Annotated in this window: 26 protein-coding genes, 2 tRNA genes and 1 pseudogene; 18 read left to right on the forward strand and 11 right to left on the reverse strand. The window is 63.3% G+C overall.

All coding sequences use genetic code 11. From position 1 onward, the window contains the following. Positions 1–24: 24 nt before the first annotated feature. Positions 25–882 (reverse strand): NAD(P)H-hydrate dehydratase, encoded by an 858-nt coding sequence (locus D2T30_RS00525; RefSeq protein ID WP_338325425.1) that lies wholly within the window; start codon positions 880–882, stop codon positions 25–27. A 136-nt stretch (positions 883–1,018) separates the two neighbouring features. Between D2T30_RS00525 and D2T30_RS00530 the strand changes: the two genes are divergently transcribed. The 4 genes from D2T30_RS00530 (at position 1,019) to D2T30_RS00545 (ending at position 6,293) form a co-directional block, all read left to right on the forward strand. Beyond that, the gene (locus D2T30_RS00530) at positions 1,019–1,465 is read left to right on the forward strand and encodes a hypothetical protein (RefSeq protein ID WP_241651148.1); all 447 of its coding nucleotides are present in this window, start codon (positions 1,019–1,021) and stop codon (positions 1,463–1,465) included. A gap of 85 nt (positions 1,466–1,550) precedes the next feature. Continuing rightward, a complete protein-coding gene (locus D2T30_RS00535) occupies positions 1,551–2,714 on the forward strand; it encodes a gamma-glutamylcyclotransferase (protein WP_128207213.1) in 1,164 nt (387 codons plus the stop codon). Between the two features lie 58 nt (positions 2,715–2,772). Next, on the forward strand, positions 2,773–3,804 hold the full coding sequence (locus D2T30_RS00540; protein ID WP_128207214.1) for a cysteine synthase A: 1,032 nt from the start codon (positions 2,773–2,775) through the stop codon (positions 3,802–3,804). Next, entirely contained in the window at positions 3,801–6,293 is a 2,493-nt protein-coding gene (locus tag D2T30_RS00545; RefSeq protein WP_128207215.1) for a DUF3772 domain-containing protein, read from the forward strand. Before D2T30_RS00540 ends, D2T30_RS00545 begins: the two co-directional genes overlap by 4 nt. 13 nt (positions 6,294–6,306) lie before the next feature. Here D2T30_RS00545 and D2T30_RS00550 read toward each other — a convergent pair whose 3' ends face one another. After that, positions 6,307–7,701, reverse strand: a complete 1,395-nt coding sequence (locus D2T30_RS00550; RefSeq protein ID WP_128207216.1) for a phosphomannomutase — start codon at positions 7,699–7,701, stop codon at positions 6,307–6,309. 209 nt (positions 7,702–7,910) lie between these two features. Then, positions 7,911–9,008 carry a redox-regulated ATPase YchF gene (gene ychF, locus D2T30_RS00555; protein ID WP_128207217.1) on the reverse strand — a complete coding sequence of 366 codons (1,098 nt, stop codon included), beginning with the start codon at positions 9,006–9,008 and terminating at the stop codon, positions 7,911–7,913. A 117-nt stretch (positions 9,009–9,125) separates the two neighbouring features. On the opposite strand from ychF, the gene D2T30_RS00560 reads away from it, so the two are divergent. From D2T30_RS00560 to D2T30_RS00570, 3 genes are all read left to right on the forward strand, one after another. Continuing rightward, the gene (locus D2T30_RS00560; RefSeq protein WP_128207218.1) at positions 9,126–9,560 is read left to right on the forward strand and encodes a VOC family protein; all 435 of its coding nucleotides are present in this window, start codon (positions 9,126–9,128) and stop codon (positions 9,558–9,560) included. A gap of 60 nt (positions 9,561–9,620) precedes the next feature. Then, positions 9,621–10,412: a tryptophan synthase subunit alpha gene (trpA, locus tag D2T30_RS00565; protein ID WP_128207219.1), complete on the forward strand. Its 792-nt coding sequence runs from the start codon at positions 9,621–9,623 to the stop codon at positions 10,410–10,412. Positions 10,413–10,514: 102 nt separating this feature from the next. Further along, complete coding sequence (locus D2T30_RS00570) at positions 10,515–10,763, forward strand: hypothetical protein (RefSeq protein ID WP_128182225.1); 249 nt, start codon at positions 10,515–10,517, stop codon at positions 10,761–10,763. An 81-nt stretch (positions 10,764–10,844) separates the two neighbouring features. On the opposite strand, the gene D2T30_RS23500 is transcribed toward D2T30_RS00570, so the two are convergent. Further along, positions 10,845–11,042, reverse strand: a complete 198-nt coding sequence (locus D2T30_RS23500) for a DUF1127 domain-containing protein (protein WP_241651149.1) — start codon at positions 11,040–11,042, stop codon at positions 10,845–10,847. A gap of 86 nt (positions 11,043–11,128) precedes the next feature. Here D2T30_RS23500 and D2T30_RS00580 point away from each other — a divergent pair, with 86 nt between their 5' ends. The 8 genes from D2T30_RS00580 (at position 11,129) to D2T30_RS00615 (ending at position 17,411) form a co-directional block, all read left to right on the forward strand. Continuing rightward, the gene (locus tag D2T30_RS00580) at positions 11,129–12,541 is read left to right on the forward strand and encodes an aminotransferase-like domain-containing protein (protein ID WP_128207220.1); all 1,413 of its coding nucleotides are present in this window, start codon (positions 11,129–11,131) and stop codon (positions 12,539–12,541) included. Between the two features lie 393 nt (positions 12,542–12,934). Further along, positions 12,935–13,816, forward strand: a complete 882-nt coding sequence (locus tag D2T30_RS00585; RefSeq protein ID WP_128182229.1) for an ABC transporter permease — start codon at positions 12,935–12,937, stop codon at positions 13,814–13,816. Continuing rightward, positions 13,813–14,619 (forward strand): ABC transporter permease, encoded by an 807-nt coding sequence (locus D2T30_RS00590; RefSeq protein ID WP_128182231.1) that lies wholly within the window; start codon positions 13,813–13,815, stop codon positions 14,617–14,619. Before D2T30_RS00585 ends, D2T30_RS00590 begins: the two co-directional genes overlap by 4 nt. A gap of 29 nt (positions 14,620–14,648) precedes the next feature. Then, positions 14,649–15,725, forward strand: a complete 1,077-nt coding sequence (locus D2T30_RS00595; RefSeq protein ID WP_128207374.1) for an ABC transporter ATP-binding protein — start codon at positions 14,649–14,651, stop codon at positions 15,723–15,725. Between the two features lie 21 nt (positions 15,726–15,746). After that, positions 15,747–16,187 carry a copper chaperone PCu(A)C gene (locus tag D2T30_RS00600; protein ID WP_128207221.1) on the forward strand — a complete coding sequence of 147 codons (441 nt, stop codon included), beginning with the start codon at positions 15,747–15,749 and terminating at the stop codon, positions 16,185–16,187. Between the two features lie 10 nt (positions 16,188–16,197). Further along, on the forward strand, positions 16,198–16,791 hold the full coding sequence (locus tag D2T30_RS00605) for an SCO family protein (RefSeq protein WP_128207222.1): 594 nt from the start codon (positions 16,198–16,200) through the stop codon (positions 16,789–16,791). A 115-nt stretch (positions 16,792–16,906) separates the two neighbouring features. Further along, a complete protein-coding gene (locus D2T30_RS00610) occupies positions 16,907–17,110 on the forward strand; it encodes a hypothetical protein (RefSeq protein WP_128207223.1) in 204 nt (67 codons plus the stop codon). Positions 17,111–17,327: 217 nt separating this feature from the next. Next, positions 17,328–17,411 (forward strand) — tRNA-Leu (locus D2T30_RS00615). A gap of 5 nt (positions 17,412–17,416) precedes the next feature. Here the strand turns inward: D2T30_RS00615 and D2T30_RS22970 are convergent. Genes D2T30_RS22970 through D2T30_RS00625 form a run of 3 tightly spaced genes read right to left on the reverse strand, consistent with a single transcriptional unit; the run spans position 17,417 to position 18,436 of the window. Then, positions 17,417–17,560 carry a hypothetical protein gene (locus D2T30_RS22970; protein ID WP_164884166.1) on the reverse strand — a complete coding sequence of 48 codons (144 nt, stop codon included), beginning with the start codon at positions 17,558–17,560 and terminating at the stop codon, positions 17,417–17,419. 19 nt (positions 17,561–17,579) lie between these two features. Then, positions 17,580–17,855 (reverse strand): hypothetical protein, encoded by a 276-nt coding sequence (locus D2T30_RS00620; protein WP_128207224.1) that lies wholly within the window; start codon positions 17,853–17,855, stop codon positions 17,580–17,582. After that, positions 17,852–18,436: a glycoside hydrolase family 19 protein gene (locus D2T30_RS00625; RefSeq protein WP_241651150.1), complete on the reverse strand. Its 585-nt coding sequence runs from the start codon at positions 18,434–18,436 to the stop codon at positions 17,852–17,854. The genes D2T30_RS00620 and D2T30_RS00625 overlap by 4 nt, the downstream gene beginning before the upstream one ends. A 127-nt stretch (positions 18,437–18,563) precedes the next feature. On the opposite strand from D2T30_RS00625, the gene D2T30_RS00630 reads away from it, so the two are divergent. Then, positions 18,564–18,653: transfer RNA gene (locus D2T30_RS00630), tRNA-Ser, on the forward strand. A 301-nt stretch (positions 18,654–18,954) separates the two neighbouring features. Here D2T30_RS00630 and D2T30_RS00635 read toward each other — a convergent pair. Continuing rightward, positions 18,955–19,452: a very short patch repair endonuclease gene (locus D2T30_RS00635; protein WP_128207225.1), complete on the reverse strand. Its 498-nt coding sequence runs from the start codon at positions 19,450–19,452 to the stop codon at positions 18,955–18,957. 239 nt (positions 19,453–19,691) lie between these two features. Between D2T30_RS00635 and D2T30_RS00640 the strand changes: the two genes are divergently transcribed. Together D2T30_RS00640 and D2T30_RS24045 are read left to right on the forward strand one after the other, a co-directional pair. Continuing rightward, on the forward strand, positions 19,692–21,464 hold the full coding sequence (locus D2T30_RS00640; protein WP_164884167.1) for an AAA family ATPase: 1,773 nt from the start codon (positions 19,692–19,694) through the stop codon (positions 21,462–21,464). Positions 21,465–21,700: 236 nt separating this feature from the next. After that, positions 21,701–22,810, forward strand: a complete 1,110-nt coding sequence (locus D2T30_RS24045) for a 5-methylcytosine restriction system specificity protein McrC (RefSeq protein WP_394343101.1) — start codon at positions 21,701–21,703, stop codon at positions 22,808–22,810. Here the strand turns inward: D2T30_RS24045 and D2T30_RS23505 are convergent. From D2T30_RS23505 to D2T30_RS22975, 3 genes and pseudogenes are all read right to left on the reverse strand, one after another. Beyond that, positions 22,739–23,743: pseudogene (locus tag D2T30_RS23505) on the reverse strand (DNA cytosine methyltransferase); the annotation flags it as partial. The gene D2T30_RS24045 and the pseudogene D2T30_RS23505 overlap by 72 nt on opposite strands. Continuing rightward, positions 23,743–25,005 carry a DNA cytosine methyltransferase gene (locus D2T30_RS00655; protein ID WP_128207229.1) on the reverse strand — a complete coding sequence of 421 codons (1,263 nt, stop codon included), beginning with the start codon at positions 25,003–25,005 and terminating at the stop codon, positions 23,743–23,745. The gene D2T30_RS00655 and the pseudogene D2T30_RS23505, both read right to left, overlap by 1 nt. Next, positions 24,998–25,156, reverse strand: coding sequence for a hypothetical protein (locus tag D2T30_RS22975; protein ID WP_164884169.1), 159 nt, complete (start codon positions 25,154–25,156; stop codon positions 24,998–25,000). The genes D2T30_RS00655 and D2T30_RS22975 overlap by 8 nt, the downstream gene beginning before the upstream one ends. Between the last annotated feature and the right edge of the window lie 17 nt (positions 25,157–25,173).

The raw sequence follows: 25,173 nt of genomic DNA on the forward strand, positions 1-25,173 counted from the left end.
AGGGATAAACGGCCCTGAAACGGCCTACAGGCCCAGATCGGCGAAGACCCGCGGCAACATTTCGGGCAGGTCTTCTGAAATCAGGCCGGGGCCGTAGGCGCGGGCGGCGGCGGCATGCAGCCAGGCGCCGGTCCCGGCCGCCTCGAATGGGGAAAGGCCACGCGCGAGCAGCCCCGTCACGATCCCCGACAGAACATCGCCCGAGCCCGCCGTCGCCAGCCACGGCGCCGCCGTCGACCCCACCGCGCGGTGGAGCGCGGTTTCCCCCGTCGGCGCCGCGATCGCGGTTTCCGCACCCTTCAGCAGCACCGTGCATCCGGCGCGGTCGGCGGCGTGGCGGGTGGCCTCGACATGGGTCAGGCTGCCGTCCTTTGCCGCCTGCGCCAGATCCGGGAACAGCCGGCCGAATTCGCCCATATGCGGGGTCAGCACCACCTTGTCGTGCAGCATGCCGAACAGCTGCACCGGGTTTTCCGCGAAGGCGGTGATCGCGTCGGCGTCCAGAACCGTCGCCCGTTCGGCCCAGAGCGCGGCGGGCACCATTTCCCGCGCGCGGTTGATGCCCATTCCGGGGCCGAGCAGCAGCGCGTTCAGCCTTTTGTCCTGCGTCAGCATCCCGCGCAGGCTGTAGGAATCGGGCAGGGGCGTCAGCATCACCGCATTCAGTTGCGCGGCATGTTCCGCGATCGCCGGCTGTGGCGCGGCCACCGTCACCAGCCCCGCGCCGACCCGAAGCGCCGCCCGCGCCGCCAGCCGCGCGGCGCCGCCCTTGCCCGGCCCGCCCGACAGCACGAGCGCATGCCCGTAGACGTATTTGTGGGCATCCTCGCGTTTCGCCAGCAGGTTGCGCATGGCTGCATCGGCTACGATCAATCTGGTCATCGGGACAGCTTCTTTCCGGGGCGGACTCGGGCCCTGTTTCAGGTTTGCACGCGGGGGCGGCGCAGTCAAAGCCCTATCCCTCTGCAATTCGGCCATAATGATGCGGCAGGCTCCGCCGATGTGAATCGGAGGGCGCATGGTCAGGCTCGTGTTCAACAGGCGCGGCACGGCGCAGCCGGATGGCGTGCGCGCGGTGGCGGCGGTGACGATGGGCGGGGCGGGGGCGCTGGCGGGCATGATCGGGCCGGGGCCGGCCGCCGGCATCGTCGCGGCGGGAACCGGGGTGCTGGTCGGCTGGTATCTGGTCGGTCTGGACATGTCGCCGCGCCGGCGTCTGGTGCGCGGGCTGACGGGGGCCGGATGGGTCGGTCTGTCGCTGGTGACCTTCCCGGCCTTGCAGGCGGTGACGCGGTTGGCGGGACGCGGGCTTTATCGCGGGTTCGAGGCCATGCTGACCGACTTCCTGTTCCGCGCGGTGGGCGTGGCGGCGGAGCTTGCGCGGCCCGAATTGGGGATCGTGCTCTTTCTGGGCGGGACGCTTTCGGCTATCGTCAGCAACCGGGCCGCCCGGCGACGACGCTGAGCGGCCTGCGCGGGCGGTCGCATCCCGGCTGGCGCGCGCCTTGGCCCTCCTCCCCGGGTCGATGCAGGGATGAACAGGCGGACGATTGGACAGACTGCATTTTTTCTACGGCACGTTGTGCCATGCGCCGCTTCTGGCCGAGGTTCTCGGCCATGAGGCGGAAACGGAAACCGCCACGCTTGCGGGATACGCGACCCGGAATGCGCAGGATGACCACGGACATGCGCTGACATTTCCCGTGCTGGTCCCGGCCGAGGGCGGGCAGGTGCGGGGGCAGGTGCTGCGGCTTTCGCCGGGGGACGAGGCGCGGCTGGATTTCTACGAGGCGGGCTATCAGCGGGTGGAACGGACCGTGACGCTCGCCGACGGGCGCGAGGTCGCGGCGCAGGTCTACCTGCCCGAACCGGGCCACATGGCGCCCGATGGTGCGTGGGATTTCGCGGCGTGGGAGCGGAAATGGGGCCGCATCGTGCCGCTGGCCGCGCGCGAATACATGGCGTTGCGCGGGGTGGTGCCGCAGGCGGATGCGGTGACGCGCTATCCGATGATCCTCGTGCGGGCGGCATCGCGGCTGCGCGCCGCCGTGCCGCATCCGGACGGACTGCGCCGCACGCCCGAGCCGGGCGATGTGGTCGTCGACTCGATGCACACGGGCTACGCGCATTTCTTCGCGGTCGAGGATTACGTCCTGCGCTACCGCACCTTTGCGGGCAAGATGAGCCGGCCGCTGCCGCGCGCGGCCTTTGTCTCCGGCGATGCGACGGTGGTTTTGCCCTACGACCCGGTGCTGGACCGGGTGCTGCTGGTCGAACAGTTCCGCGCCGGGCCTTTCGCGCGGGGGGATGCGAATCCATGGTCGCTCGAACCCGTCGCGGGGCGGGTCGATCCTGGTGAAACCCCGGCCGAGGCGGCGCTGCGCGAGGCGGGGGAAGAGGCGGGGCTGTCGATCTCGCGCCTGTTGGAGGCGCCGCATTTCTACCCCTCGCCGGGGGCCAAGACCGAATATCTGTATTGCTTCGTCGGGCTCGCCGATCTGTCGGACGGCTCCGCCCGGCCCGGCGGCCTGCCCGAAGAGGGCGAGGATATCCGCCCCCACCTGATCCCCTTCGCGCGGCTGATGGAGATGATCGAGCGCGGCGAGGCGGACAACGGCCCGCTTCTGGTCCTTGCGCTGTGGCTTGAACGGTTGCGCCCCGGTTTGCGCGCCGAAGTCGGCCTGCACGCGCCGGGATCGCGCGACGGGGGTTGAGGACGGGCCTTTTGCGGCCTAGTCATGGGGGCAAATGCGCAATTCGATGGAGGGGCACATGACCATCTGCAAGGATCTGGCCGCGGCCGTGGGCAACACGCCGCTGATCCGGCTGAAAAAGGCGTCCGAGCTGACCGGCTGCGAGATCCTCGGCAAGGCCGAGTTCATGAATCCGGGTCAGTCGGTCAAGGATCGCGCCGCCCTGTTCATCATCCGCGACGCGATCGCCAGGGGGCAGCTCAAGCCCGGTGGCACCATCGTCGAGGGCACGGCCGGCAATACCGGCATCGGGCTGGCGCTGGTCGGCGCCTCGATGGGGTTCCGCTCGGTCATCGTGATTCCGGAAACGCAGAGCCAGGAAAAGAAGGACATGCTGCGCCTTGCCGGGGCCGAGCTGGTGCAGGTCCCCGCCGCGCCCTATTCCAACCCGAACAACTACGTGCGCTATTCGCAGCGTCTGGCCGAGGCATTGGCGAAGACCGATCCGAACGGCGTGATCTGGGCGAACCAGTTCGACAACGTGGCGAATCGCGAAGCCCATATCCAGACCACCGGCCCCGAGATCTGGGACCAGACGCAGGGCAAGGTCGACGGGTTCATCTGCTCGGTCGGTTCCGGCGGCACCTTTGCGGGCGCCGGCATGGCGTTGCAGCCGAAGGGGGTCAAGATCGGCCTTGCCGATCCCGACGGTTCGGCCATCCACAACTATTACGCCCACGGCGCGCTGAAATCCGAAGGCTCCTCGATCACCGAGGGCATCGGGCAGGGGCGCATCACCAAGAACCTCGAAGGCTTCACCCCGGACATGAGCTACAACATCCACGACAGCGAGGCGCTGCCCGTGGTCTTCGACCTTTTGTCCGATGAAGGGCTGTGCGTCGGCGGGTCCTCGGGCATCAATGTCGCGGGGGCGATCCACATGGCGCGCGACATGGGGCCGGGGCATGTGATCGTCACGGTCCTGTGTGATTACGGGAACCGCTACCAGTCCAAATTGTTCAACCCTGAGTTTCTGAAGGCGAAAGGGTTGCCGGTTCCGGAATGGATGGACCGTCCGGCGCGGCCCGTTCCGGAGGTGTTTGAAGGATGATCCTGACTATCCTGCGCAGTCTTGCTGTTGCGCTCCTGCTCGCGTTTCCGCTTTCCGCACAGGACATACAGGCCCCCGACTACGACGCCTGGACGAAAGCCGCCGAAAGTGCCGAGGCGCTGGTCGCCGACGGCACCGCGACGGATACGCGGCTGTCCACGGTCCGCGCCGACATGGTGAAATGGCGCAGCGAGTTCACCGAGGCGCAGAGCATCAACAGCGACCAGATCGCGGCGGCCAAGAACCAGATCGCGGCGCTTGGCGATCCGCCGGCCGAAGGCGCGACCGAGGATCCGGCCATCGCCGAACGCCGCAAGACGCTGAACGAGGGGCTGGCCAAGCTGCAGGCCCCCGGCATCACGGCCGGCGAGGCGGCAAGCCGCGCCGACGGCATCATCCGCGGCATCGACAAGATCGTGCGCGAACGGCAGGCCGACAAGCTCCTGCGCATCTCGCCTTCGGTGTTCAATCCGCACAACTGGGCGACGGCGGGATCCATGCTCGGCTGGATGGGCAAGTGGATCTCGGACGAGACGCGCTGGCGCCTGATGCAATCCGCGACCTACAACAACCTGCGCGAAAACGCCCCGCTGATCGCGGCGCTGGTGCTGGCCTCGGCGGTGCTGATGCTGCGCGGCAGCCGCTGGATGATGTGGGTCGCGCGCTGGATGACGCAAAAGACGGCGCTGCGCGGGCGCGGACTGGTCACCGGGTTCGTCTCGCTCGGGCAGGTGGCGCTGCCGGTCGTCGGTGCGCTTTTGCTGACCAACGCGCTGAAGCTGACGACGATGCTCGGCCCGATCATGACGGCCTTCTTCCAGGAACTGCCGCTGGTGCTCTTGGTGGTGACGGCGGCGTGGTGGCTTGGGGCGCGCATCTTTCCGATCAATTCCGAAACGCCGAGCGTGCTTGGCTTCACCGACGACGGCCGGGCCGAGGGGCGTGTCCACACCGCGATGATGAGCTTCATGCTCGCGCTGCAATACCTGCTGGAACACTGGATCTCGCCGCGGGCGGAGAACTATCTGGGCGGCGCGGGGCGGGTCGGCGCGGAAAAGGCCTCGGAGATCGCCGAGAACGCCGAGGCGTCGCTGGCCGTGCTGCAACTGCCGCTGCTGATCGTGGCCGGGCTCGCGCTGTTCCGCATGGGGCAGCTGATGCGCCATCAGCTGGCGATCATGCAGTCGCAGGACGACGCGGCCGCCTTCCGGCAGAACCTGCTCAGATGGACGGCGACGCTGCTGATCGTGATCGGCGTGGTCAGCCCGGTGCTGGGTCTGATCGGCTATGTCGCGGCGGCGAATGCGCTGCTCTGGCCGACGATCGTGACGCTGGGGGTGATCGCCACCATCGCCGTGCTGCAGGCCTATGTCACCGATATCTACGCCGTCCTCACCCACAGCGAGGACAACAAGGGCGAGGCGCTGGCCCCGATCCTGTTCGGCGTGGTGCTGGGTCTTCTGTCGCTGCCGGTCATCGCGCTGGTCTGGGGCGCGCGGCCCGAGGAACTGACCGAGCTTTGGGCGCGGTTCCTTGACGGGTTCCCGGTCGGCGGGGTGCGGATCTCGCCCGGGTCGTTCCTGGCTTTCGCCGTGGTCTTCGTCATCGGCTACATGATCACCCGGATGTTGCAGGGCGCGCTGCGCTCGACCATCCTGCCCAAGACGCGGCTGGATCGCGGCGGGCAGAATGCCATCGTCTCGGGTGCGGGCTATATCGGCATCTTCCTGGCCGCGGTGCTGGCGATTTCCATCGCCGGGATCAACCTCAGCTCGCTCGCCATCGTCGCCGGTGCGCTGTCCGTCGGCGTCGGTTTCGGCCTTCAGACGATCGTGCAGAACTTCGTCTCCGGCATCATCCTGCTGGTCGAGCGCCCGGTCTCCGAAGGCGACTGGATCGAGGTGGGCGGCCAGCAGGGGATCGTGAAGTCGATCTCGGTCCGCTCGACCCGGATCGAGACCTTCGACAGGTCGGAGGTGGTGATCCCGAACGCCTCGCTGATCACCGGGTCCGTCACCAACATGACCCGCACGAACAAGCATGGGCGCGTGGTCATCAAGGTCGGCGTGGCCTATGGCACCGATACGCGCAAGGTGATCACCATCCTCAAGGAAATCGCCGAGGGGCACCCGCTGGTGATGATGAACCCGGGTCCGGCGGTGCAGTTCACCGATCTGGGCGCCGACAGCCTGAACTTTGCCATCTACGCGGTGCTGTCGGACGTGAATTTCGGCGGCTCGGTCAAGTCGGAGATGCTGCACCAGATCGTCGAACGCTTCGCGAAGGAGGGGATCGAGATTCCCTTCGCGCAGCGGGACCTGTGGCTGCGCAACCCGGAAACGCTGGCCCGCGCCCTGGCGCATCCGGAGACCGAAGCCCCCAAGGCGGAACCGGAACCCGAAGCGGAACCGGCCGAGGAACCCGCGCCGGACAAGGTTTCCGTTCCGCTGTCGGACAATGACGGGGAAGAAGAGGGCGACCGCCGCTAGGCGGTCGCAAGGCTCAGCGCAGCCGGGCCGCGAGCTTGTCCAGATACAGCGCCAGCACCTCGGCCGCCGCCTGCTTGCTGTCCGCCTCGACATAGCAGCGGAACTCCGGCGCATTGCCGGAGGGGCGCAGATGCACCACGGTGCCGTCGGCGAAGCTCAGCCGCAGCCCATCCGTCAGATCGACCGAGGTGATCCTGCCCGTCGCCGCGAAAAAGGCGTCGCGCGGGCCGGGGTCATCCCTCAGCGTGGCGATGAAGTCCTTGGCGTTCTCGGTCGGGATTTCCGTCAGCCGGTCGGCGGCGGTGAAGCGCGGCGGCAGCGCGGCGACCAGATCGGCAAGGCTCAGGCCCGCGGCCTTCGCCGCCGCCAGCGGCGCGATGATCGGCAACAGGCAGTCGCGCGTCATCAGCGGCGCCATCAGTCCCGCCGGCCCCTGCGCGGTGAAGCCCAGCAGATAGCCGCCGTTCGGTTCGTAACCCGCGACGCGCGCGGTCGGATCGGCGGCAAGCTGCGCCTCCATCGCCGCGATCACGAAGGGCGAGCCGATCTTCGTCGCCACGATCCGTTCGAAATCGGGCATCTGCCGGATCATGCTGTTCGCCGAAACCGGCACGCAAAGCACCCGCGCGCCCAAGCTGCGCGAGGTCAGCGCGCCAAGGATATCGCCCGGAATCACCTCGCCCGAGGCATCGGTGACCATCGGCCGGTCGGCATCCCCATCGGTCGACACCAGCGCGTCGAGCCCATGTTCCGCGCACCAGCCGCGGAACAGCGCCCGGGTCTCGGGATCGACCGCCTCGGTATCCACCGGGATGAAGGTGTCGGAAAAGCCGAGCGGCACCACCGTCGCGCCAAGCGCGGTCAGCGTTTCCTTCAGGATCTCGCGCGCGACCGAGCTGTGTTCGTAAACCCCGATCCGCAGCCCCGCCAGCGCCGCATCGCCGAAGGCCGTGGTGTAGCGCTCCACATAGCGCGCGCCCGCGTCGGCGCGGACCTCGATCCGGCCGGGAGCGGTTTCGGCGGGCGGCTGGCCGAGGGCGGACAGGATCGCTCCCTCGTCATGCTTGGTGATCTCGCCCGTCGGCACGTAGAATTTCAGCCCGTTGCGGTCGGCGGGGATATGACTGCCCGTCACCATGATCGCCGCCGCACCGGCGGTCAGGCTGGCCAGTGCCAGCGCGGGCGTCGGCAGCGTGCCCAGATCGACCGCGGTGATCCCCTCGGCCGCGATGGTGCGCAGCACCACTTCGGCGATGTCGGGGGAGGAGGGGCGATAATCCTGTCCGACCATGACCGTGCCGCCGGTCGGGCAGGCGCGGATGAAGGCGCGGGTGTAATCCGCCACCAGTTCGGGGGTAAGTTCCACCACAAGGCCGCGCAGGCCGCTGGTGCCGAATTTCGGAGCCATCAGGTCCCTCCTGTCATGTCCTTTCCCTCTATCGCCCGGGACGGCAGGTCTTCGCAAGCCCCGGATCCGCGCGGCCGCGCGGCTTTCCCTTTCGTGTTTCCATAAATATCCCGGGGGTGAATTGGCCGCAGGCCAAGAGGGGGCTGGCCCCCTGCTTTGGCCGCCCCCGTCGCGCGGACAGGGGTCTGAACGACGGCGGATTCCGCGGATCAGGCGTTGAACAGGAAATGCAGCACGTCGCCGTCCTGCACTTCGTAGGTCTTGCCCTCGACGCGGAACTTGCCCGCTTCCTTGGCGCCCGCCTCGCCCTTGCCGGCGATGTAATCGTCATAGGCGATGGTTTCGGCGCGGATGAAGCCACGCTCGAAATCGCCGTGGATCACGCCCGCCGCCTGCGGGGCAAGGGTGCCCTTGCGGATGGTCCAGGCGCGCGCCTCTTTCGGCCCGACGGTGAAATAGGTTTCCAGCCCCAGCAGCTCGTATCCCGCGCGGATCAGCCGGTCGAGGCCCGCCTCGTGCAGGCCGAGTTCCTCAAGGAACATCGTCGCCTCCTCGGGGTCGAGCTGCGAGATATCTTCCTCGATCTTCGCCGAGATGACGACGATCCCGGCATGCTGTTCGGCGGCCATCTTCGCCACGGCCTGCGACTTGCTGTTGCCCGTCGCGGCCGAGGCTTCCTCGACGTTGCAGACATACAGAACCGGCTTCGCGGTCAACAGCTGCAGCATCGCCCATTGCTTGCGGTCGTCCTCGGCCACCTGCACGGTGCGCGCGGGCTTGCCGTTTTCCAGCGCCGCCAGCGCGGTCTTCATCAGCCGTTCCTGATCGAGCGCGTCCTTGTCGCCGCCCTTCACCTTGCGGGCGATGGTCTGGAGCCGCTTTTCGATCGATTCCATGTCGGCGATCATCAGCTCGGTCTCGATCGTCTCGGCATCCGCCACGGGATCGACGCGGCCCTCGACATGGGTGATGTCGTCATCCTCGAAACAGCGCAGCACATGGGCGATGGCATCGGTCTCGCGGATGTTCGCAAGGAACTGGTTGCCCAGACCCTCGCCCTTGGAGGCGCCCTTGACCAGCCCCGCGATGTCGACAAAGGTCATCCGCGTCGGGATGATCTGCTTCGAGCCGGCGATCTCGGCGAGCTTGTCGAGCCGCGGATCGGGCACCGCGACCTCGCCGACGTTCGGCTCGATCGTGCAGAAGGGAAAATTCGCGGCCTGCGCGGCGGCGGTCTTCGTCAGCGCATTGAACAGCGTCGATTTGCCGACATTCGGCAGGCCGACGATCCCCATTCTGAAACCCATGTCCCACTCCTGTCGCGATCTCGCCGCTTCATAGGCGGAAGGCTGCCCGCGCGCAACCCGGGGCTTTCCCGCCGGGCCGCGCGGACTAGCTTTGGACAAACCGGGAGGAGGAACCGGATGACCTTCACGCCCTATCTGCTGTTCCCCGGCACCTGCGCCGAGGCGATGGATCTGTATTGCCGGGTGTTCGGCGGCTCGGAGCCGGTGCTGATGCGCTATTCCGAAGCCCCGCCCGAGGATTTCCCCGAGGACATGCCGGGCGGCGGCGCGGCGATCCCGCCCAATCTGGTGATGCACGCGAATTTCCGTCTGGGCGACGGTCTGCTGATGGCGTCCGACTATCCGCCGGGGGTTGAGACGCCGCCGCAGGCCTCGGTTGCCGTGCATGTGGGCTTCGCCTCGGTCACTGCCGCGCAGGAGGCGTTCGATGGCCTGATCGAGGGGGGCGCGATCCTTGTGCCGTTCGCCGAGACGTTCTGGGCCAGCGGCTTTGGCATGCTCCGGGATCGCTTCGGCACGCACTGGATGCTGTCGGGGCCGGCGAGGGCGTGATGGACCATTGATTTTCCCTTTCTCCTGTCGCACACCGTGCGCAGCAGAGAGGAAGACGACATGACCCGGATCGACGCGAAATTCGCCGCCCTGAAGGCGGAGGGGAAGAAAGCCTTCGTGGCCTATCTGATGGCGGGCGATCCGGATATCGAAACGTCTCTCGCGGTGATGAAGGGGATGCCGGAAGCGGGCGTCGACGTGATCGAGCTGGGCATGCCCTTCACCGATCCGATGGCCGACGGCCCGACGATCCAGCACGCCGGGCAGCGCGCGCTGGAGCATCACCAGACGTTGCAGCAGACGCTCGACATGGTGGCCGAATTCCGCAAGGGCGATCAGGTGACGCCGGTGGTGATGATGGGCTATTACAATCCGATCTATTCGCGCGGGGTGGAGCGGTTCCTCAAGGATGCGGTCGCTGCCGGGATCGACGGGCTGATCGTCGTAGACCTGCCGCCCGAGGAGGATGTCGAGCTGTGCCTGCCCGCGCAGGCGGCGGGGATCAACTTCATCCGGCTGGCCACGCCGACCACCGACGATCACCGCCTGCCGAAGGTGCTGCAGAATACCTCGGGCTTCGTCTATTACGTTTCCGTCACCGGGATCACCGGCGCGCAGGCGGCCGATGCCAGTGCCGTCGCGCCCGAGGTCGCGCGGATCAAGGCGAAGACCGATCTGCCCGTCGTCGTCGGTTTCGGCATCAGTTCGCCCGAGGCGGCGCGCACCATCGCGGGCATCGCGGATGGCTGCGTGATCGGCTCGGCCATCGTCAAGCTGATCGGCGAGGGGCGGCCCGTCGCCGATGTGCTGGCGCGGGTGCGCGAGCTGGCCGCGGGCGCCCACGCCGCCTGATCGCGGGGGCTATCGCCTTCACGGGGCCGTGTCTTGACGGCTTTCGCCGGATGCGCGCAACACTACCGGATAAAAACATAACCGAATCCGGGCAGTAAAATCATGAGAACGGGATACAGAGCCTCCGCAGGGGGATTCGACCTGCTTGGCCTGCGCAGGCGGCAGGGCGCGGTCGAGATCGTCTATGACGATGGCGTCATGCACCGCAAGGTCCTGCGGGTCAGCGGTTTCCGCACCGAGGCGCAGTTGGACGAGGCGCTGGCACATGCCGCGCGCGAGGTGCGGGTGCTGCCCGCATTGTATGCGGAACTGCGCAAGCGCGCGATCACCATTGAGGCGGTCAGCGGCTGATCCACCGGTCCGGGGGAAAAAAGAAGCCGGGTGCAAGCACCCGGCCAGGAAGAGGGCCGACAGGGGACTGCGGCACCTATCTCAGAAATCCCAGAACGGACGCTGCGTTTCGGCCTTGGCCTGCGCCGACGATATGCCAATATCGTCCAGAAGACGCGCATCCAGATGGTCCAGCGCGATGCGGCTGCGGCGGACAGCCATCCAGGTCAGGATCCGGCCGGGAAGGCTGACGGCGTTCCAGGCGTGAAGGGTCAGACGTTGCAGCGAAACCGTGGACATAGGGCACCTTTGCGTATTGATACAATCCGTGTTCTGATTTAATGTATTTGTAAATCAAGTAACACAATCGGGGCCAGAGAAACATTGTGACTGATACAAGTTGGAAACCAGACCTGTCGCAGATCAGTGGGCCGAAGTATTTGTCACTGGTCCGGGCGCTGCGCGACGGGGTGCGGCGGGGTGATCTTTCGCCGGGGTCGCGGCTGCCGACAGTTCGGGATTTGGCGTGGAAACTTGGGGTTACGCCCGGAACGGTGGCGCGCGCCTATCAGATCGCGACACAGGAAGGGCTGCTGGAAGCCGCTGTGGGGCGCGGGACGTTTGTATCAACACAATCGCGCCGCCTTGGCCCGACCGAGCCGCTGTATCGCCAGCCGATGACGGATCCCGAGGATGACGACGGCGTGGTCGATCTGCGCTCGCCGCAGCTTCCGGATGTGGGTCAGGTCGCGGCGCTGAAAACCGCGATGGCCGAGGCGACGGCGGAACTGGGTCAGCAGTATCTGGAATATCCGGGGCTGCGGCGCGATCTCTTTTGCCGCGAGGCGGTAATCGAATGGTTCCGCGACTGCGCGATCTACCAGCAGATCACCGCGGATGATCTGGTGCTGACGCTCGGCGGGCAGAACGGCATCAACATCGTGATGCAATGCTGCCTGCGCGGCGACCGGCCGGTGGTCTTCTGCGAGGAACTGGCCTATCCGGGCTTTCGCCATGCCGCGCGGCTGAACCGGGCCGAGGTGGTGGCCGTCGCGCTGGACGGCGAGGGGATGGTGCCCGCCGCGCTCGATGCGGCCTGCCGGCGATACGGCGGGCAGATGGTCTGCGTCACGCCCGATGCGCAGAACCCGACGACCGCGCGCATGTCGACCGAACGGCGCCGCGCCATCGTCGATGTCGCCCGCCGCCATGATCTGCAGATCATCGAGGACGATTGCTACACCGCGCCCGTCACCAATGTCGAAAGCTTGCGCAAGCTGGGGCCGGAGCGGACCTGGCATGTCACCTCGCTCTCGAAGACGATTTCGGCGGGAATGCGATTCGGCATCGTCGTCGCGCCCGAGGGCATGGGCGAGGCCGGGCGCCTGACCGCGCAGCACAGCTATTTCGGCCTGCCGCGCCCGGTGACGGATATCGTCACGCGGCTGTTCCGCTCGGGCGAGGCGATGCGGCTGCGCCATGCGGCGCAGGCCGAGATGGCGCGGCGGTTGCAGATGGTCGTGCAGGCCTTCGGCAATCAGGACCTGAGCTGGCAGGAGGGGCTGAGCTTCGTCTGGCTGCGGCTGCCCACGGGGTGGCGCGCCTCGACCTTCGCGCGGATGGCGGAATCGGAAGGGGTGCTGCTGCGCTCGGCCGATGAATATGTCCTGCAGGACGGCCATGCGCCGAATGCGGTGCGCATCGCGCTGGCCGGCGGCGTGACCGAGGAACGGTTCCAGCGCGCCATCGGGCGGCTGACGCGCCTGCTGAACAATCCGCCGGGAGATCTGCCGGTCTGACGGTTCCGGCGGATAGGGCGGCAGGGGGCCAGCCCCCTCGCGCCTTTGGCGCATTCGGCGGGACATTCTTCCACTGGAAGAATGTCTGATCCGCCTCATCCCGGGATATTTATGGAAACACGAAAGGAAAGTCGCTTCCTGCGGCTTTTGAACCTGCTCCCGGCACGGATGCGGAAAGCGGGCGTGTGGTGCGTTGCGTTGTTCCGGAGGGGTGCACGGGATCAGGGCGCGCGCGTGCCCGGGGTATCTTCGGGGGGAGCGGTGAAATTTTAGGCCATCGCCCGGAATTTCCACGAAGCGGCGCGATGCCCCCCTTTTCACCGCCGGTGCCTTGTGCAAGCGTGACCGCAAGCGCCGAGGCGCGGACCGGGACGGGAAGAGGGACCTGTGGGCATGTCGGCATCGCCTTGGAAGCGCCTGAAGCAATCCGAAGCGTTCAACGGCTATGTGATGGTCAGCCCGACGCTGATCTACGCGATCCTGATGCTGGCGGCGCCTCTGGGGATGATCGTCGCCTATTCCTTCTTCAAGGACGGTTATCTGGAGGTGATCCACGAGTTCACCTTCGAGAACTACATACAGGCCTGGACCGACCCGATCTTTCAGGCGATTCTGTTCCGCTCCGTGCTGGTGTCGATGCTGGTGACGCTGGTGACGGTGGTTCTGGCCTTTCCGATCGCCTATTTCATCTCTTTCGTGGTGCCGGCGCAGAAGAAGTCGCTGTGGCTGTTCCTGATCACCATCCCGTTCTGGACCTCGTATCTGATCCGGGTGTTCCAGTGGAAGGTGATCCTGAACTACAACGGGGTCATCAATTCGATCCTGACCGGGCTCGGCATTGTCGATCAGCCGTTGCAGATGCTCAATTCGGTGGGCGCGATCACGGTGACGCTGGCCCATGCCTATGCACCCTTCGCGATCCTGCCGATCTTCGTCAGTCTGGAAAAGATCGACCGCAGCTTCCTCGAGGCCGGGCGCGATCTGGGGGAGAGCCCGTTCATGACCTTCTGGCGGGTGACGCTGCCGCTGGCGATGCCGGGTGTCGTGGGCGCGGTGATGATCGTCTTCATCCCGACCATCGGCGACTATGTGACGCCCGAACTGATCGGCGGCGGCAAGTTGCCGATGGTGGCGAACATGATCCAGCAGAACATGCTCAAGATCGACAACAAGCCTTTGGGATCGGCCATCGCGGTCAGCTCGATGCTGGTGGTGGCGGTGATCGCGCTGGTGTTCCTGTTCCTCAACCGGCGCTTTCTGCGGGGGCCCAAATGAAATCTCCGGGGCTGCGCCTGTTCGCCTTCGCCTATCTGATCTTCCTCTATGCGCCGATCGTGCTTTTGCCGATCTTCGCCTTCAATTCCGGAACGATCATCGCCTTCCCGCTCAAGGGGTTCACGCTGCACTGGTTCGACCAGCTGTTCAGCAATGCGACGCTGGGGCAGGCGCTGCGCAATTCGCTGATCATCGCGGTGTCGACGGCGATCTTTGCCACGACGCTTGGCATTTTCGCGGCGCGCGCCTCGACCCGTTACAGGTTTCCGGGCAAGCCGGGGATCATGGGGCTGATCATGCTGCCGCTGGTATTGCCCGAGATCATCGTGGCGGTGTCGCTGCTGATCGTGCTGCTGGGGATCGGGGTGCCGCTGTCGATCTTCACCGTGATCCTTGGCCATGTGCTGGCGGCGACGCCCTATGCGATCGCGGTGCTGAACGCGGCGTTTTCCTCGCTCGACAAATCGCTGGAAGAGGCGGCCTATGATCTGGGCGAGACGAAATGGTCCACCTTCCGGCTGATCACCCTGCCGCTGGTTCTGCCGGGGATCGTGTCGTCGATGCTGATGGCCTTCACCATTTCGCTCGATGAATTCATCATCGCCTTCTTCCTTGCGGGGGAACAGGTGACGCTGCCCACCTATATCTTCTCGCAGCTCAGATTCCCCAAGCAGATCCCGATGATCATGGCCCTTGGCACCTGCCTCGTGATCGCCTCGATCGTGCTTTTGACCATTGCCGAATATGCCCGCCGCCGCGGCATCGCGAAGACCGGCGCCAAGGATACCGGAGGCTTCCTGTGACCATCAAGACCGCCAGCGACCGTCCGACGATGATCGAATTCCGCGAGGTGCAGAAATATTACGGCGATTACCATGCCCTGCGCGGCATCAGCGCCGAGATCCGGGCGGGCGAGTTTTTCTCGCTGCTCGGCCCCTCGGGCTGCGGCAAGACCACGCTGTTGCGCACGATCGCGGGGTTCGAGGATATTTCCTCGGGCGCGGTGCTGATCGACGGCAAGGACATGTCGAACGTGCCGGCGAACAAGCGGCCGACCAACATGGTGTTCCAGAGCTATGCGATCTTTCCGCATCTGACGGTGGCGGAGAATGTCGGCTTTGGCCTGCGCCGCGATCCGCGATCCTCCGCGGAAAAGGCCCGCGCGGTCGAGGAGGCGCTGGAACTGGTGGGCCTCAAGGGGTACGGGCCGCGCGCCGCCCATGCGATGTCGGGCGGGCAGCGGCAGCGGGTGGCGCTGGCGCGGGCGCTGATCCTCAAACCCAAGGTGCTGCTGCTCGATGAACCGATGTCGGCGCTGGACAAGAAAATCCGCGAACAGATGCAGGTCGAGCTGATCAAGCTGCAGCGCGAGCTGGGCATCACCTTCGTGCTGGTCACCCACGATCAGGAAGAGGCGCTGGTCATGTCCGACCGGATCGCCGTGATGTTCGACGGCGAGATCGCCCAGCTTGCCGATCCCGAGACGCTCTACCGCCATCCGAATTCGCGCCGGGTGGCGAATTTCATCGGGGTGATGAACTTCCTGCCCGCGCGGGTGACGGCGGAAAGCGACAGCCATGTGGCGCTGGAGGTGCCGGGGCTGGGCCCGTTGGAGGTCACGCCGGATCAGGTCGCGGCGCAGACCTCGGGCGGGGAAGCGACGGTGGGCTTCCGGCCCGAAACGCTGACGCTGCTGTATGAAGGGCAGACCGCATCCGACCGCGAGGCGCCCGGTGTCATCGACGAGGTCGTCTATTACGGCGACATGACCTATTATGACATCAGGCTCGACGGAGTATCGGCGCCGGTGCGGATCTCGATGCGCAATGTGTTCGGGCGACCGGTTCTGGACGTGGGCTCGCGCATCCGGGTTGCGTGGTCGCCGGGCGCGCTGGTGCTGTTTCGCTGAGGCCGCGGCGCGGAGCCGTTCATGAAAACCGTTTTGCTTTGCGCGGCGCTCTGCGCGCCCGGTTGCGTGATGGCGCAGGATCTGCGGATCTCGGACGCTTGCATCCGCGCGCCGATGCCCGGTGCGCCGGTGGTGTCCGGTTATCTGACGATCACCAATCCGGGGCCGGTGGCGGATCGCCTGACCGGCGGGCGGGCGGATTTCGCGGAGGTGGTGCAGGTCCACGGAATGACCATGGAGGGCGAGGTGATGCGGATGCGCCAGCGGGTCGATGGCCTGCCGGTTCCCGCGGGCGCGACCGTCACGCTGCAACCGGGCGGCGATCATCTGATGTTCAGCGGGCTTAACTTTGCGCCGAAAAGCGGCGATACCGTGCATGTCACGCTGACCTTCGACCATGCCGGGCCGGTGACCCTGCCGATGCCCGTCTGCGCCGGCGGCCCGGCCGGAAGGGTGCAATAGGGGGATCGCGATGCGGAAGGACAGGACGGCGCGGTGGCTTGCGTTGGGAGCCGTTGCGGCAGGGCTTGCCGTGACGCTGTGGTTCGCTGTCCTTGATCCGCGTGCGGAGGACGTGCCCACGGTCGGGCAGGGGGACTACCTGCTGGAAACGACGGAAGGCGCGCCCTTCACCGCCGCGACGCTGACGGGGCAGCCCTCGGCGATCTTCTTCGGCTACACCCATTGCCCGGATGTCTGTCCCACGACGCTGGGTGATATCGCGCTCTGGCAGCAGGAGCTTGGCGATCGGGCGGCGGCGATGCGGTTCTTCCTCGTGACGGTCGATCCTGAGCGCGACACGATCCCGGTGCTGGCGGATTATCTGTCCTGGTCCGAGGGCATCATCGGCGTCACCGGGACGGAGGCCGAGATCGCGAAGGCGCTCGAGGCATTCCGGATCTATGCGCAGAAGGTATCGGGGGAGGGGGCGGATTACAGCATGGATCATTCGGCCTCGGTCCTGCTGTTCGATGCTGATGGGCGGTTCGCGGGCCGGATCGGCTATCAGGAGCCGGTCGAGACGGTCCTGCCGAAGCTGCATGCCCTGATCCCCGGCGCGGGATGAAGCGCCCGCTGCATTAAGCAAAAACTGCGGCTTCCGTCACACCCTGCGGCAACGAGGGCCGGCGGGGCGTGGGGACCCTGCGTCCGGGTCCGGCCCCGCAGAAGGAGTGACGCCGATGAATCCAGCCATTATCCGCAATATCCTGCGTTATGCCGCGGGCGCGCTTGTCGCCAAGGGGCTGATCGCGCCACAGACAGGCCTGGCGATCGCCTCGGATCCCGTTCTGGTCGAAAGCCTGTCGCTGGCGCTCGGCGCGGTTCTGGGACTGATCGCCGAGGGCTTCTATGCGCTTGCGAAGCGCGCGGGATGGCGCACCTGACCGTCTGCCGTCGCGGGCCTGCGCTCCGCGACGGCACGTCGGGCCGGTGTCGCGCGCGAGCGATGGGGTTCGGATTTTACGTCAGGTGTTTGCGGGGGCTGGCCGGACGGGCGGCAGGCCCCGGCTCTGCACCGCCAGAGGCAGTGATGCCCCGCAGCCCAACTTGCCAAGCCTTTCCGCCCCGTCTAATAGTCTTGCGGGGCATGTTGCCATGCTTGCGGGGTTGGTGGAATTGGTAGACACCCACGGTTTAGGTCCGTGTGCCTCTGGCGTGAGGGTTCAAGTCCCTCACCCCGCACCAATCCATCATCGGATCGCCTCATTCACCGCCGAAAGCTTGGCATTGGCGCACAGCCGCCCGGCCTGTTCCGCAGCCGCCGCGCGGGCGAACTGGCTTTCGGTCGCGGGGGTGTTTCCGCTCCAGCCGGGGCAGGGGCGGAGGTCGAGCAACTGCAGCTCCGCCGGCGCCTCACGGCCACAATTTGCGAGCAGCATCAGACAGATAAGCGTCAAGTGGCGCATCGCCCCCCTCCACGTGAGACAGATCTTCGTCCAGTGCCGCGGCGGCATCCCGCAGTCTGGCCTGTTCGGCATCCTGCCGCGCACGGATCGCCGCGGCCTCGGCATAGGCGCCCAGCTGCGATTGCGCGGCGGTCAGTTGCTCAGCCAGACGATTGACGCGCCACGACTGGACGCCCGCCGCCAGCAGCGCCACGACCGTTCCGATCACCAGCAGCCGGATCACAGCGCCTCCTCGAAGCTGCGCGCATGGCCTGCGATCAGCGCCGCGCGATCCGTCCCGTTGATGACTCGGCGCGCGTTCACATAGTCGGGCGGGCTGCGGTCCAGATAATCGGCGAGCTTGCGTCCCGTGAACCAACCCTCGCCTGAGCCCCGCACCATGATCTGGGCCGCGATATCGCCGCGCAGCGCCAGATCCGGATTCCCGACGAGGTCGAGGCCCAGTTTCCGCCCCGCATTGGCGTAGTTGGCGCGCCCGGTGATCTGGACATACCCCCGCCCGCGGAAAAGGTAACCGTCTCCGGCCCGGACATTGCCCAGCCGTCGCCCGATCGCCGTCTCCGGTTCATAGCGGCGGAAATAGTCCAGGGTGCCGCGCTCTGTGATCGGCTGCATGGTGCGGGCGGTTTCGTGAAAGGCCGTCGCCAGAAGATAGGCGCGATACGTGACGGGCAATTGTGCCGTCGCGTGAAGGATGCTGTTCAGTCCCGTGACCTGAGCCTGCGTCAGCCTGCCGCCGAACAGCGGACGAATACGGTCGAAATCCATGATACCCTCGCGGAAAAGATCCGCGATGATGGGCATGGAAGCCTGTGCAAATCCCGATGACAGCGACCGCTGCGGCGGTCGGGGACCCTGACCGGAAGGATTGCGCCGCCGACAACATCGCACCACTTGGAATTCCTACGCGCTCCCTGTAGGTTCCCTGACCGGAGCAGTGGTCGAGAGGTCTAAGGCAACCGACTTGAAATCGGTCGGGCCAGAGATGGTCCCGTGGGTTCGAATCCCACCTGCTCCGCCACTTGCCCTCGCGAAAGCGTTCTCCCGATCCGGATTCGGCCGGGTTTTTTCGTTGTTTTCGAGGGTTATGCGGGAGGGGCTGAGCACTGACGTCCTCGCCAGGTGGCCCGAAGGCAGTCTCTAAGGGCCGATATTATCCGGACCTGATGACTGCGCGGATTTGGTGAATAGCTTGCAAGCCTCTGAAAAACATAGGCAATACGGATATATGGGCTAAACACTCCGACGCCAGTGGCGTTCGCAACAAGGAACTCGGATCGAACATTCGCGAGGCGCATCATAGCCCGGCCGGGTTGGATCAATCAGCTGGAAGAGCCGACATCGTCGCCTTCACTTGTGGATGCAAAGACGTCGACTTCGCCGAGTTCGAGCGTGTCAGTTTCAGTCAGTAGCCATGCTGAAAGACGCTCGGTGGCTAGGGAGGCCTGTTTGGGCTTTCGCAGGGCACACTCCCAGATCGTCGCCACGCGCCAACCCGCCGCAAGCAGCACTCCACGAACGGCGCTGTCCCGGGCAACGTTCGCCTCGAACTTTGCCTGCCAGAAGTCCGCGCGAGTCGACGGTGTAGAGGCGTAGCGGCATCCATGATGCCGATGCCAGAAGCAGCCGTGAACGAAGATGACGGCGCGGTGCATGGGAAGGGCCAGGTCGGGCCTTCCATAGACCTTTTTTGAGTGAAGACGGTAGCGGAAGCCCTTCTTGTGAAGCGCACTGCGAATGGCGATCTCGGGAGCGGTGTCCTTTTGCTTAACGCTCGCCATGATCCTCGTCCGCGTCTGCGGATCGAACACGTCGGTCATTGCTTAGAGTTCCGTGCGGTCTTACCTTGTGTTGCGAACCTAGAGCAAACCTGACCGAAGAACAACGCGATGTGTAGCCGTGTTTTCGGAAGACGCGGTGCTCTAGACGGATATAGATAAGGGGAATCAAGACTAATGGAACTCAAACCCGTTTTAAACTCCGGCCTCCCCAATGGAGAATCTCATATTTCGGAAGAATGTTCGTTTATCTCGCGGCTGGCGCAAGAGGCTACGCAGAGATGAGCTGGCCGATTTCAAACCACGAGAGCCCAGACGTTGACCTCTCAATACCCGGCGTGACCGCACCTCACTATCTGTGGGCAATACTGTCCGCAGATGGAACCAACTTTCGGGAGCGCAACTACGAGAGTACCCGTGCTGCGCTTAGGGCGGCAATAGATCGTTTTTCCACTAGGACTACTGGGGGTCAAAATCCAAACGCCGAGATCTCAGAGCAAAGGCTCCGGACATGGAAGACGGCGTTCGAAGAAATGGGGCTGTTGACGGTTGACGAAGATGGCACTGTCCAAGCCACCCGCTTTGGTCGCGCAGTTATCGACAGCCTAGACGACGTAGCCGCGTCCTTAGAGGGAGCAAATCATAAGATTGCTCGACTGGGTGCGATGGTTGCAAACCGCGTCCTCCTAGCAAAGCCCGACCGAAGCGGCAATCCGGCTTCCGGCGTGCCGGCTGGATCAGACCTGCGTCCACTTCGGGCCATTTGGAAGGCCTTTCGGCAACTCGACAACAGGCTTCACTGGCAGGACATCAACCGCGTTCTCGGTCACATACACAACGAACACGAGCTCGAAAACGCCATCTCGCAGATTTCAGAATTTCGAAAGAGATTTCCGATGGGCTACTCTAACGAGTTGGAGCTCAAGGAGCTTGGCCAGAACGCTCTCACCAACGATCCACGGCACATAACACCTTGGTTCAACCGAGCCGGCTTGGGCGGAGTGTTGATCCCCTCGGAAGCGGCTTCCGATGGCTTTCGTACGCTGACCAACGAGAATGCCGCAATCTTGGATAGTCTACTCGATGAAGCCGTTCCTGAAGTCCCGCGCGACGCTTGGTCTAATCGATCGAGCTACATTTCCTACTTGATGTCGCCAGTTGAGGCCGCGGAACGCCCGCCCTTGGCGACGGCTGACATTAATTTAGTGAAAGAGGTGTTGACGGCAGTAAGGGTGCACGGAGTTCGGAAAATCATAGCGCTCTCAGGTATACCAGGGACGGGAAAAACTCGTCTGGCGAGAATTGTTGCCGATCAAATCACTGATGGAGATCCGTCGAGAAGCATGGAGATCCAATTCCACGATAGTACTTCATACGAGGATTTCGTTGAAGGGTTTGTTCCGAAAGCTGATGGACAGGGCTTTCAGCTTCGCTCAAAGACCCTTCGAAAAATTAATGAAAAGGCGTTGGAAGACCCCGGAAGAGAGTATGTTTTGGTGATTGAGGAATTTACTAGGGCGAACGCCCACTCCGTACTTGGCGAGTTGCTTACTTACATTGAACACCGAGGCCGGAAATTTACTCTTTCCATTTCTCAGTCTGAAACGCAAATCGCACCAAATTTGATCGTTCTCACCACAATGAACCCGCGAGATCGCTCGGCGCTCTCGCTGGACGACGCGGTAAATAGACGAGTTCACAGAATTCCCGTTCCCTCGTCTGTTGCTTCTTTAAAGGAGATGCTTCGTAGAAATTTGCCGCCCGAAGTCTTGGAACGGCTGGTCGAGTGGTTTGATCGGCACCTTGAGGACTTGCCGTTTGGGCACGGTGTTTTTGCGCACGCGAAGGATACCGGCGCTCTAGCTGACATCTTCAACGGTACTGTACGGCCTTTATTGTCAGATCCACTGGGGAGAGTTCACGAAGCATACGAGGCGGCCTACGACTCTTTTCCGTATCGACATGCCCAGTCTTCGGAAGAAGCTATTGGTGTAGATCAAGACTCCAAATTGTCTGAGACTGAGGGCCTTCTGAGCATTGACCGATCGGCTTGAGTTCGGAAATGAAGTTGATTTTACAGGAACGTGGATCGTCTGTGGTGGTCTCTCTTGACGAGTGGCGTTCGCATTCTCTTGACCAGCCAATGAAGGCTTTGGCTTCGAAGAACGTGCTTCGGATTGCACGGAGCAATTCCGGTTTCGTTGTTACGCCTGGAAACTACGTCGGTGAACTTGTACTGCCGTCGGCCAGCGTAAGTATCGAGCCAAAATCTCCAAGCGTTCTAGCGGCAATGGATCGCTTGGCCTTGCTGTCAAAAGAAAAGCACTTGGAGAACCTGAAGTCAGAGGGTGTTCCGGATGGCTCCACAGAGGGCGATCCCGCTGGTGAGTTCCGTGATGCGCTTCTTGATTGCGTCTACGAGGGTATTCCTTGGCAGTACGTTCGAGAAACTCACACAACGTCATTCCCGAGAGGCAGAATAGAATTTGGCAAGACCGTACGCCAAATTGCAGCTCGAGGTATCCGTCATCGCGTAATTGCGACACGCCCAGTTCATCGCCAGGACCAACAGTTCAACCGTGTTGTTCAGTCTGTCATCCCGATCCTTCCAACCCTAGTCGGCGTGACGGCGAGGACACTCAGGGAAGTACACACACTCTCCCAATCGCTCGATGTTGCAGAGCCATTCGGCACGAGCGAAGAGGCCATCGTAGCCGCTCACGACGCAATCCAGAATCTTGCTATAGGGTCCAACACAGCTGCTGTCAGGCTTCTTAAGTGCTGCATCCAAATTCTGACTACGGGACACCTCTTCGCTGGATGGGTGGCGCACGTACCAAATGGGATAGCCAGGTTCCGCAACATCGAGGCGCTTTGGGAGCGCTGTGTGCAAGTACTCGTCGATGTGTGGCTCCAAGACTCGGCCGTCCAAGCCGATGCTCGTTTGCATGGACTGCGGGGAAGTGAAGCCCGCCTCTTCCCTGACGGGGGCCCTCTATTGGACCCCGATGTCATTATTGAGGCCGAGGGCAGGACCATTGGCGCTATAGATGCGAAGTATAAGTTGTTGGATCCGATGAGTTCCGGCGCATCCGCAGACCTCTATCAGTTGACGTGCTACGTAAGAAGTCTGAATGCGGGTTTAGGAATTCTAGTTCATCTCACGGAAAGAAACGAATACGCCAAAGTCGTCGGCACGACGTTAGAAGGCGCGCCGATCGTCATAGTCACGATTTCCGACAAACTTCTCTTGCAAGAGAGAGCTTGTGCATTGAGCAGTCTCCTTGCTCGTTGGCCTCTCGTCCGAGAGCGCTTGGACCAGAGCTTCGCCCACTGCTTGGCCGAGACGAGGAGGAACCGCGTTGCCGATTTGTTTGGCAACGTCCTTCTTCGGACCTAGAAACCTGAAGCTGTCCGGAAACGACTGCAGGCGCGCACCCTCTCGGCTTGTGATATTACGGTTCTCTTCAGGATGAGCAAAACGGCCGCGCGTGAAGTTGTCAAACATGGCAGTGATTGTACCCGCTGGACGGTCCCACCAGAGCCGACCAAAGACATCGAGATGGCGGTGACCATTTGAGGCCTTATGGCAGGGCAGCTGCAACTTCGAAGGCACGTCCAACCGTCCACCCCCTTCGGGAACGTAGCTTATCCTTTCAAGGTTTCGGGCTGAGATAGCCACACGGCGATGATTGTGGTGGTCGGGGTGTTCATTGAAGTCTTCTTGTGGAGACGGGAGATCGGCAATAGCCTCCCTTACAGTGACATATTGCTCCGGCAACCTCGTGGGCTCGGGAAAGGAGAACTGTGCATTCAAGTCCTTCCGAATGGCTACGACGAAGGCCCGCCGACGGAACTGGGGGACACCGTAAGAAACCGCGTCTAGAATGGCCTTGTGCAAAACGTATTCTTGCTCCCAAGCCTCGGTGATAAAATCGATAAAGGCACGTCCCCGTGCGCCGAGAATAGTCGGAACGTTCTCCATCAAAATCGCTTTAGGCGATAGGGCCAAGGCATACTGCCCAAACCTTTTCACAAGTTCGTTCCTGGCGTCGAGAGGTTGTCCGCGACGTTGGACCGAAAAGCCCTGACATGGCGGCCCCCCAGCTACTATGTCAACCCGCTCCGTCGAATCGCGAACCATCGAAATGAACTCGCTAACGGAGGTCTGTGACAGGTCGAGTTGACGGACGTGATCGCCAAGGTTTGCTCGGTATGTCGCACACGAATGCGAGTCAAAATCGGCCGCGAAAACAGGCCTTATGCCTGCCTCCCGCAACCCAAGTGAGAGTCCGCCAGCTCCACAGAAGAGGTCAACTGCTTGGAGCGCCATCAAGCCACCTCTGCTTCTTGTTCAGCGAGCCTGAGGCGCCTCTTCATTCCTGCCAGAGCTGAAGAAATGGATTTCTCGATAGGTGCGCGCACGTCTTCTTCAAGTGAAGTCCTTTCGGCCTCGCCGACCCAAGCTTGATCGATATGTTCTGCCAACGCGCGAGCGAAGGTTGGTGCGACAGCATTGCCAATCTGCTTGAACTTGTCGTCAAACGGTCCTTCGAAATGATAGTTGGCTGGGAAGCCTTGCAACAGGCCCGCTTCTCGAACGGATAGGCCCCTGTCTTGCGTAGGGTGTACAAACCTGCCGCAAGACGGCGTTCGACAACGAGCGGTAATTGCTACAGCCGGACGATCCCACCACAACCTACCATAAACATCTCGGAAGCCATCAACCTTCGTGTGACATTGGGGACCAACGCCATCAGGAAGCGATTTCCTGCTGCCTCCGTCGTGCGGAATGAGCTTGAGAAGCTCAACCGTTTCGCGGCGGTGCTTTGACGTCTTGTGCATCGGATCATGTTTGCACTCTTCGCCCGCAGAAAGAGGTGGTAACTCGCCAATAGCGTCTCGAACCGAAACAAACTTGCTTGGAGCATGTGTGGGTCGCGGCATTTCAGTGCGATGAGAGAGCCGTGAAGATAACACCAAGGCCCTATACCGCTCTTGCGGAACACCAAAGCTGGCGAGGTTGTGTAATCGTGCGCGTGTAATATACCCATGTTCCTCCAATTGTGACGAGAACGCTTCATAATGCTTCCAATATTTTTTTTGAAGCATTTCGGGTACATTTTCCATTACAACCAATGCCGGCTCCAGCGCCAGAACGATGGCGCCAAAAGCGGCAAGAAGCTCATTTCTCTCGTCTTCGCGGGGATCTTTCTTTCTGTGAGAGCTGAACCCTTGGCAGGGCGCACATCCAATTAGGATCAGCGGCTTACTTGAGTCATAGCCCCACTGAGAGAGGGCCTCCTCGAGCGATTCGCGATCAGTCAGTCGCCGAATGTCGTTCATTATGGCGGGCTTCTTCAGCATCCGCTCGTATGTCGCGTTGGCGTGCCGGTCGATGTCGAGGCCGCCGAGAACACGATACTTTACATTGCGAGTGGTAGCAGTGTGGAAGCCGAAAGACATACCGCCACAACCGCTGAAGAAGTCAATCACCTGGACCTCTTCAATGCCTCGACCCACATGAGATTTCATTTTTTTATTTAGTTGCATCGATGGTCTCAATCTTTCGTTCTTGTTATTATTTTCATTCATGTCGCGATGCTTCTTTATCGAGGTGCTCACGTACAAAGCCGGCGATAAGGGTTGATTTCTTGTAGCCCTTTTCTTCGCAATACGCGGAAAAGCGGCGATCCTCTTGATGCTCTAACAGAACCGTCACTTGTTTCTTGTGTTCCCTAGCCATCGCCACCTCCGTTCTCG

The organism is Paenirhodobacter populi, assembly GCF_004022215.1.
Taxonomy (GTDB): Bacteria; Pseudomonadota; Alphaproteobacteria; order Rhodobacterales; family Rhodobacteraceae; genus Rhodobacter; species Rhodobacter populi.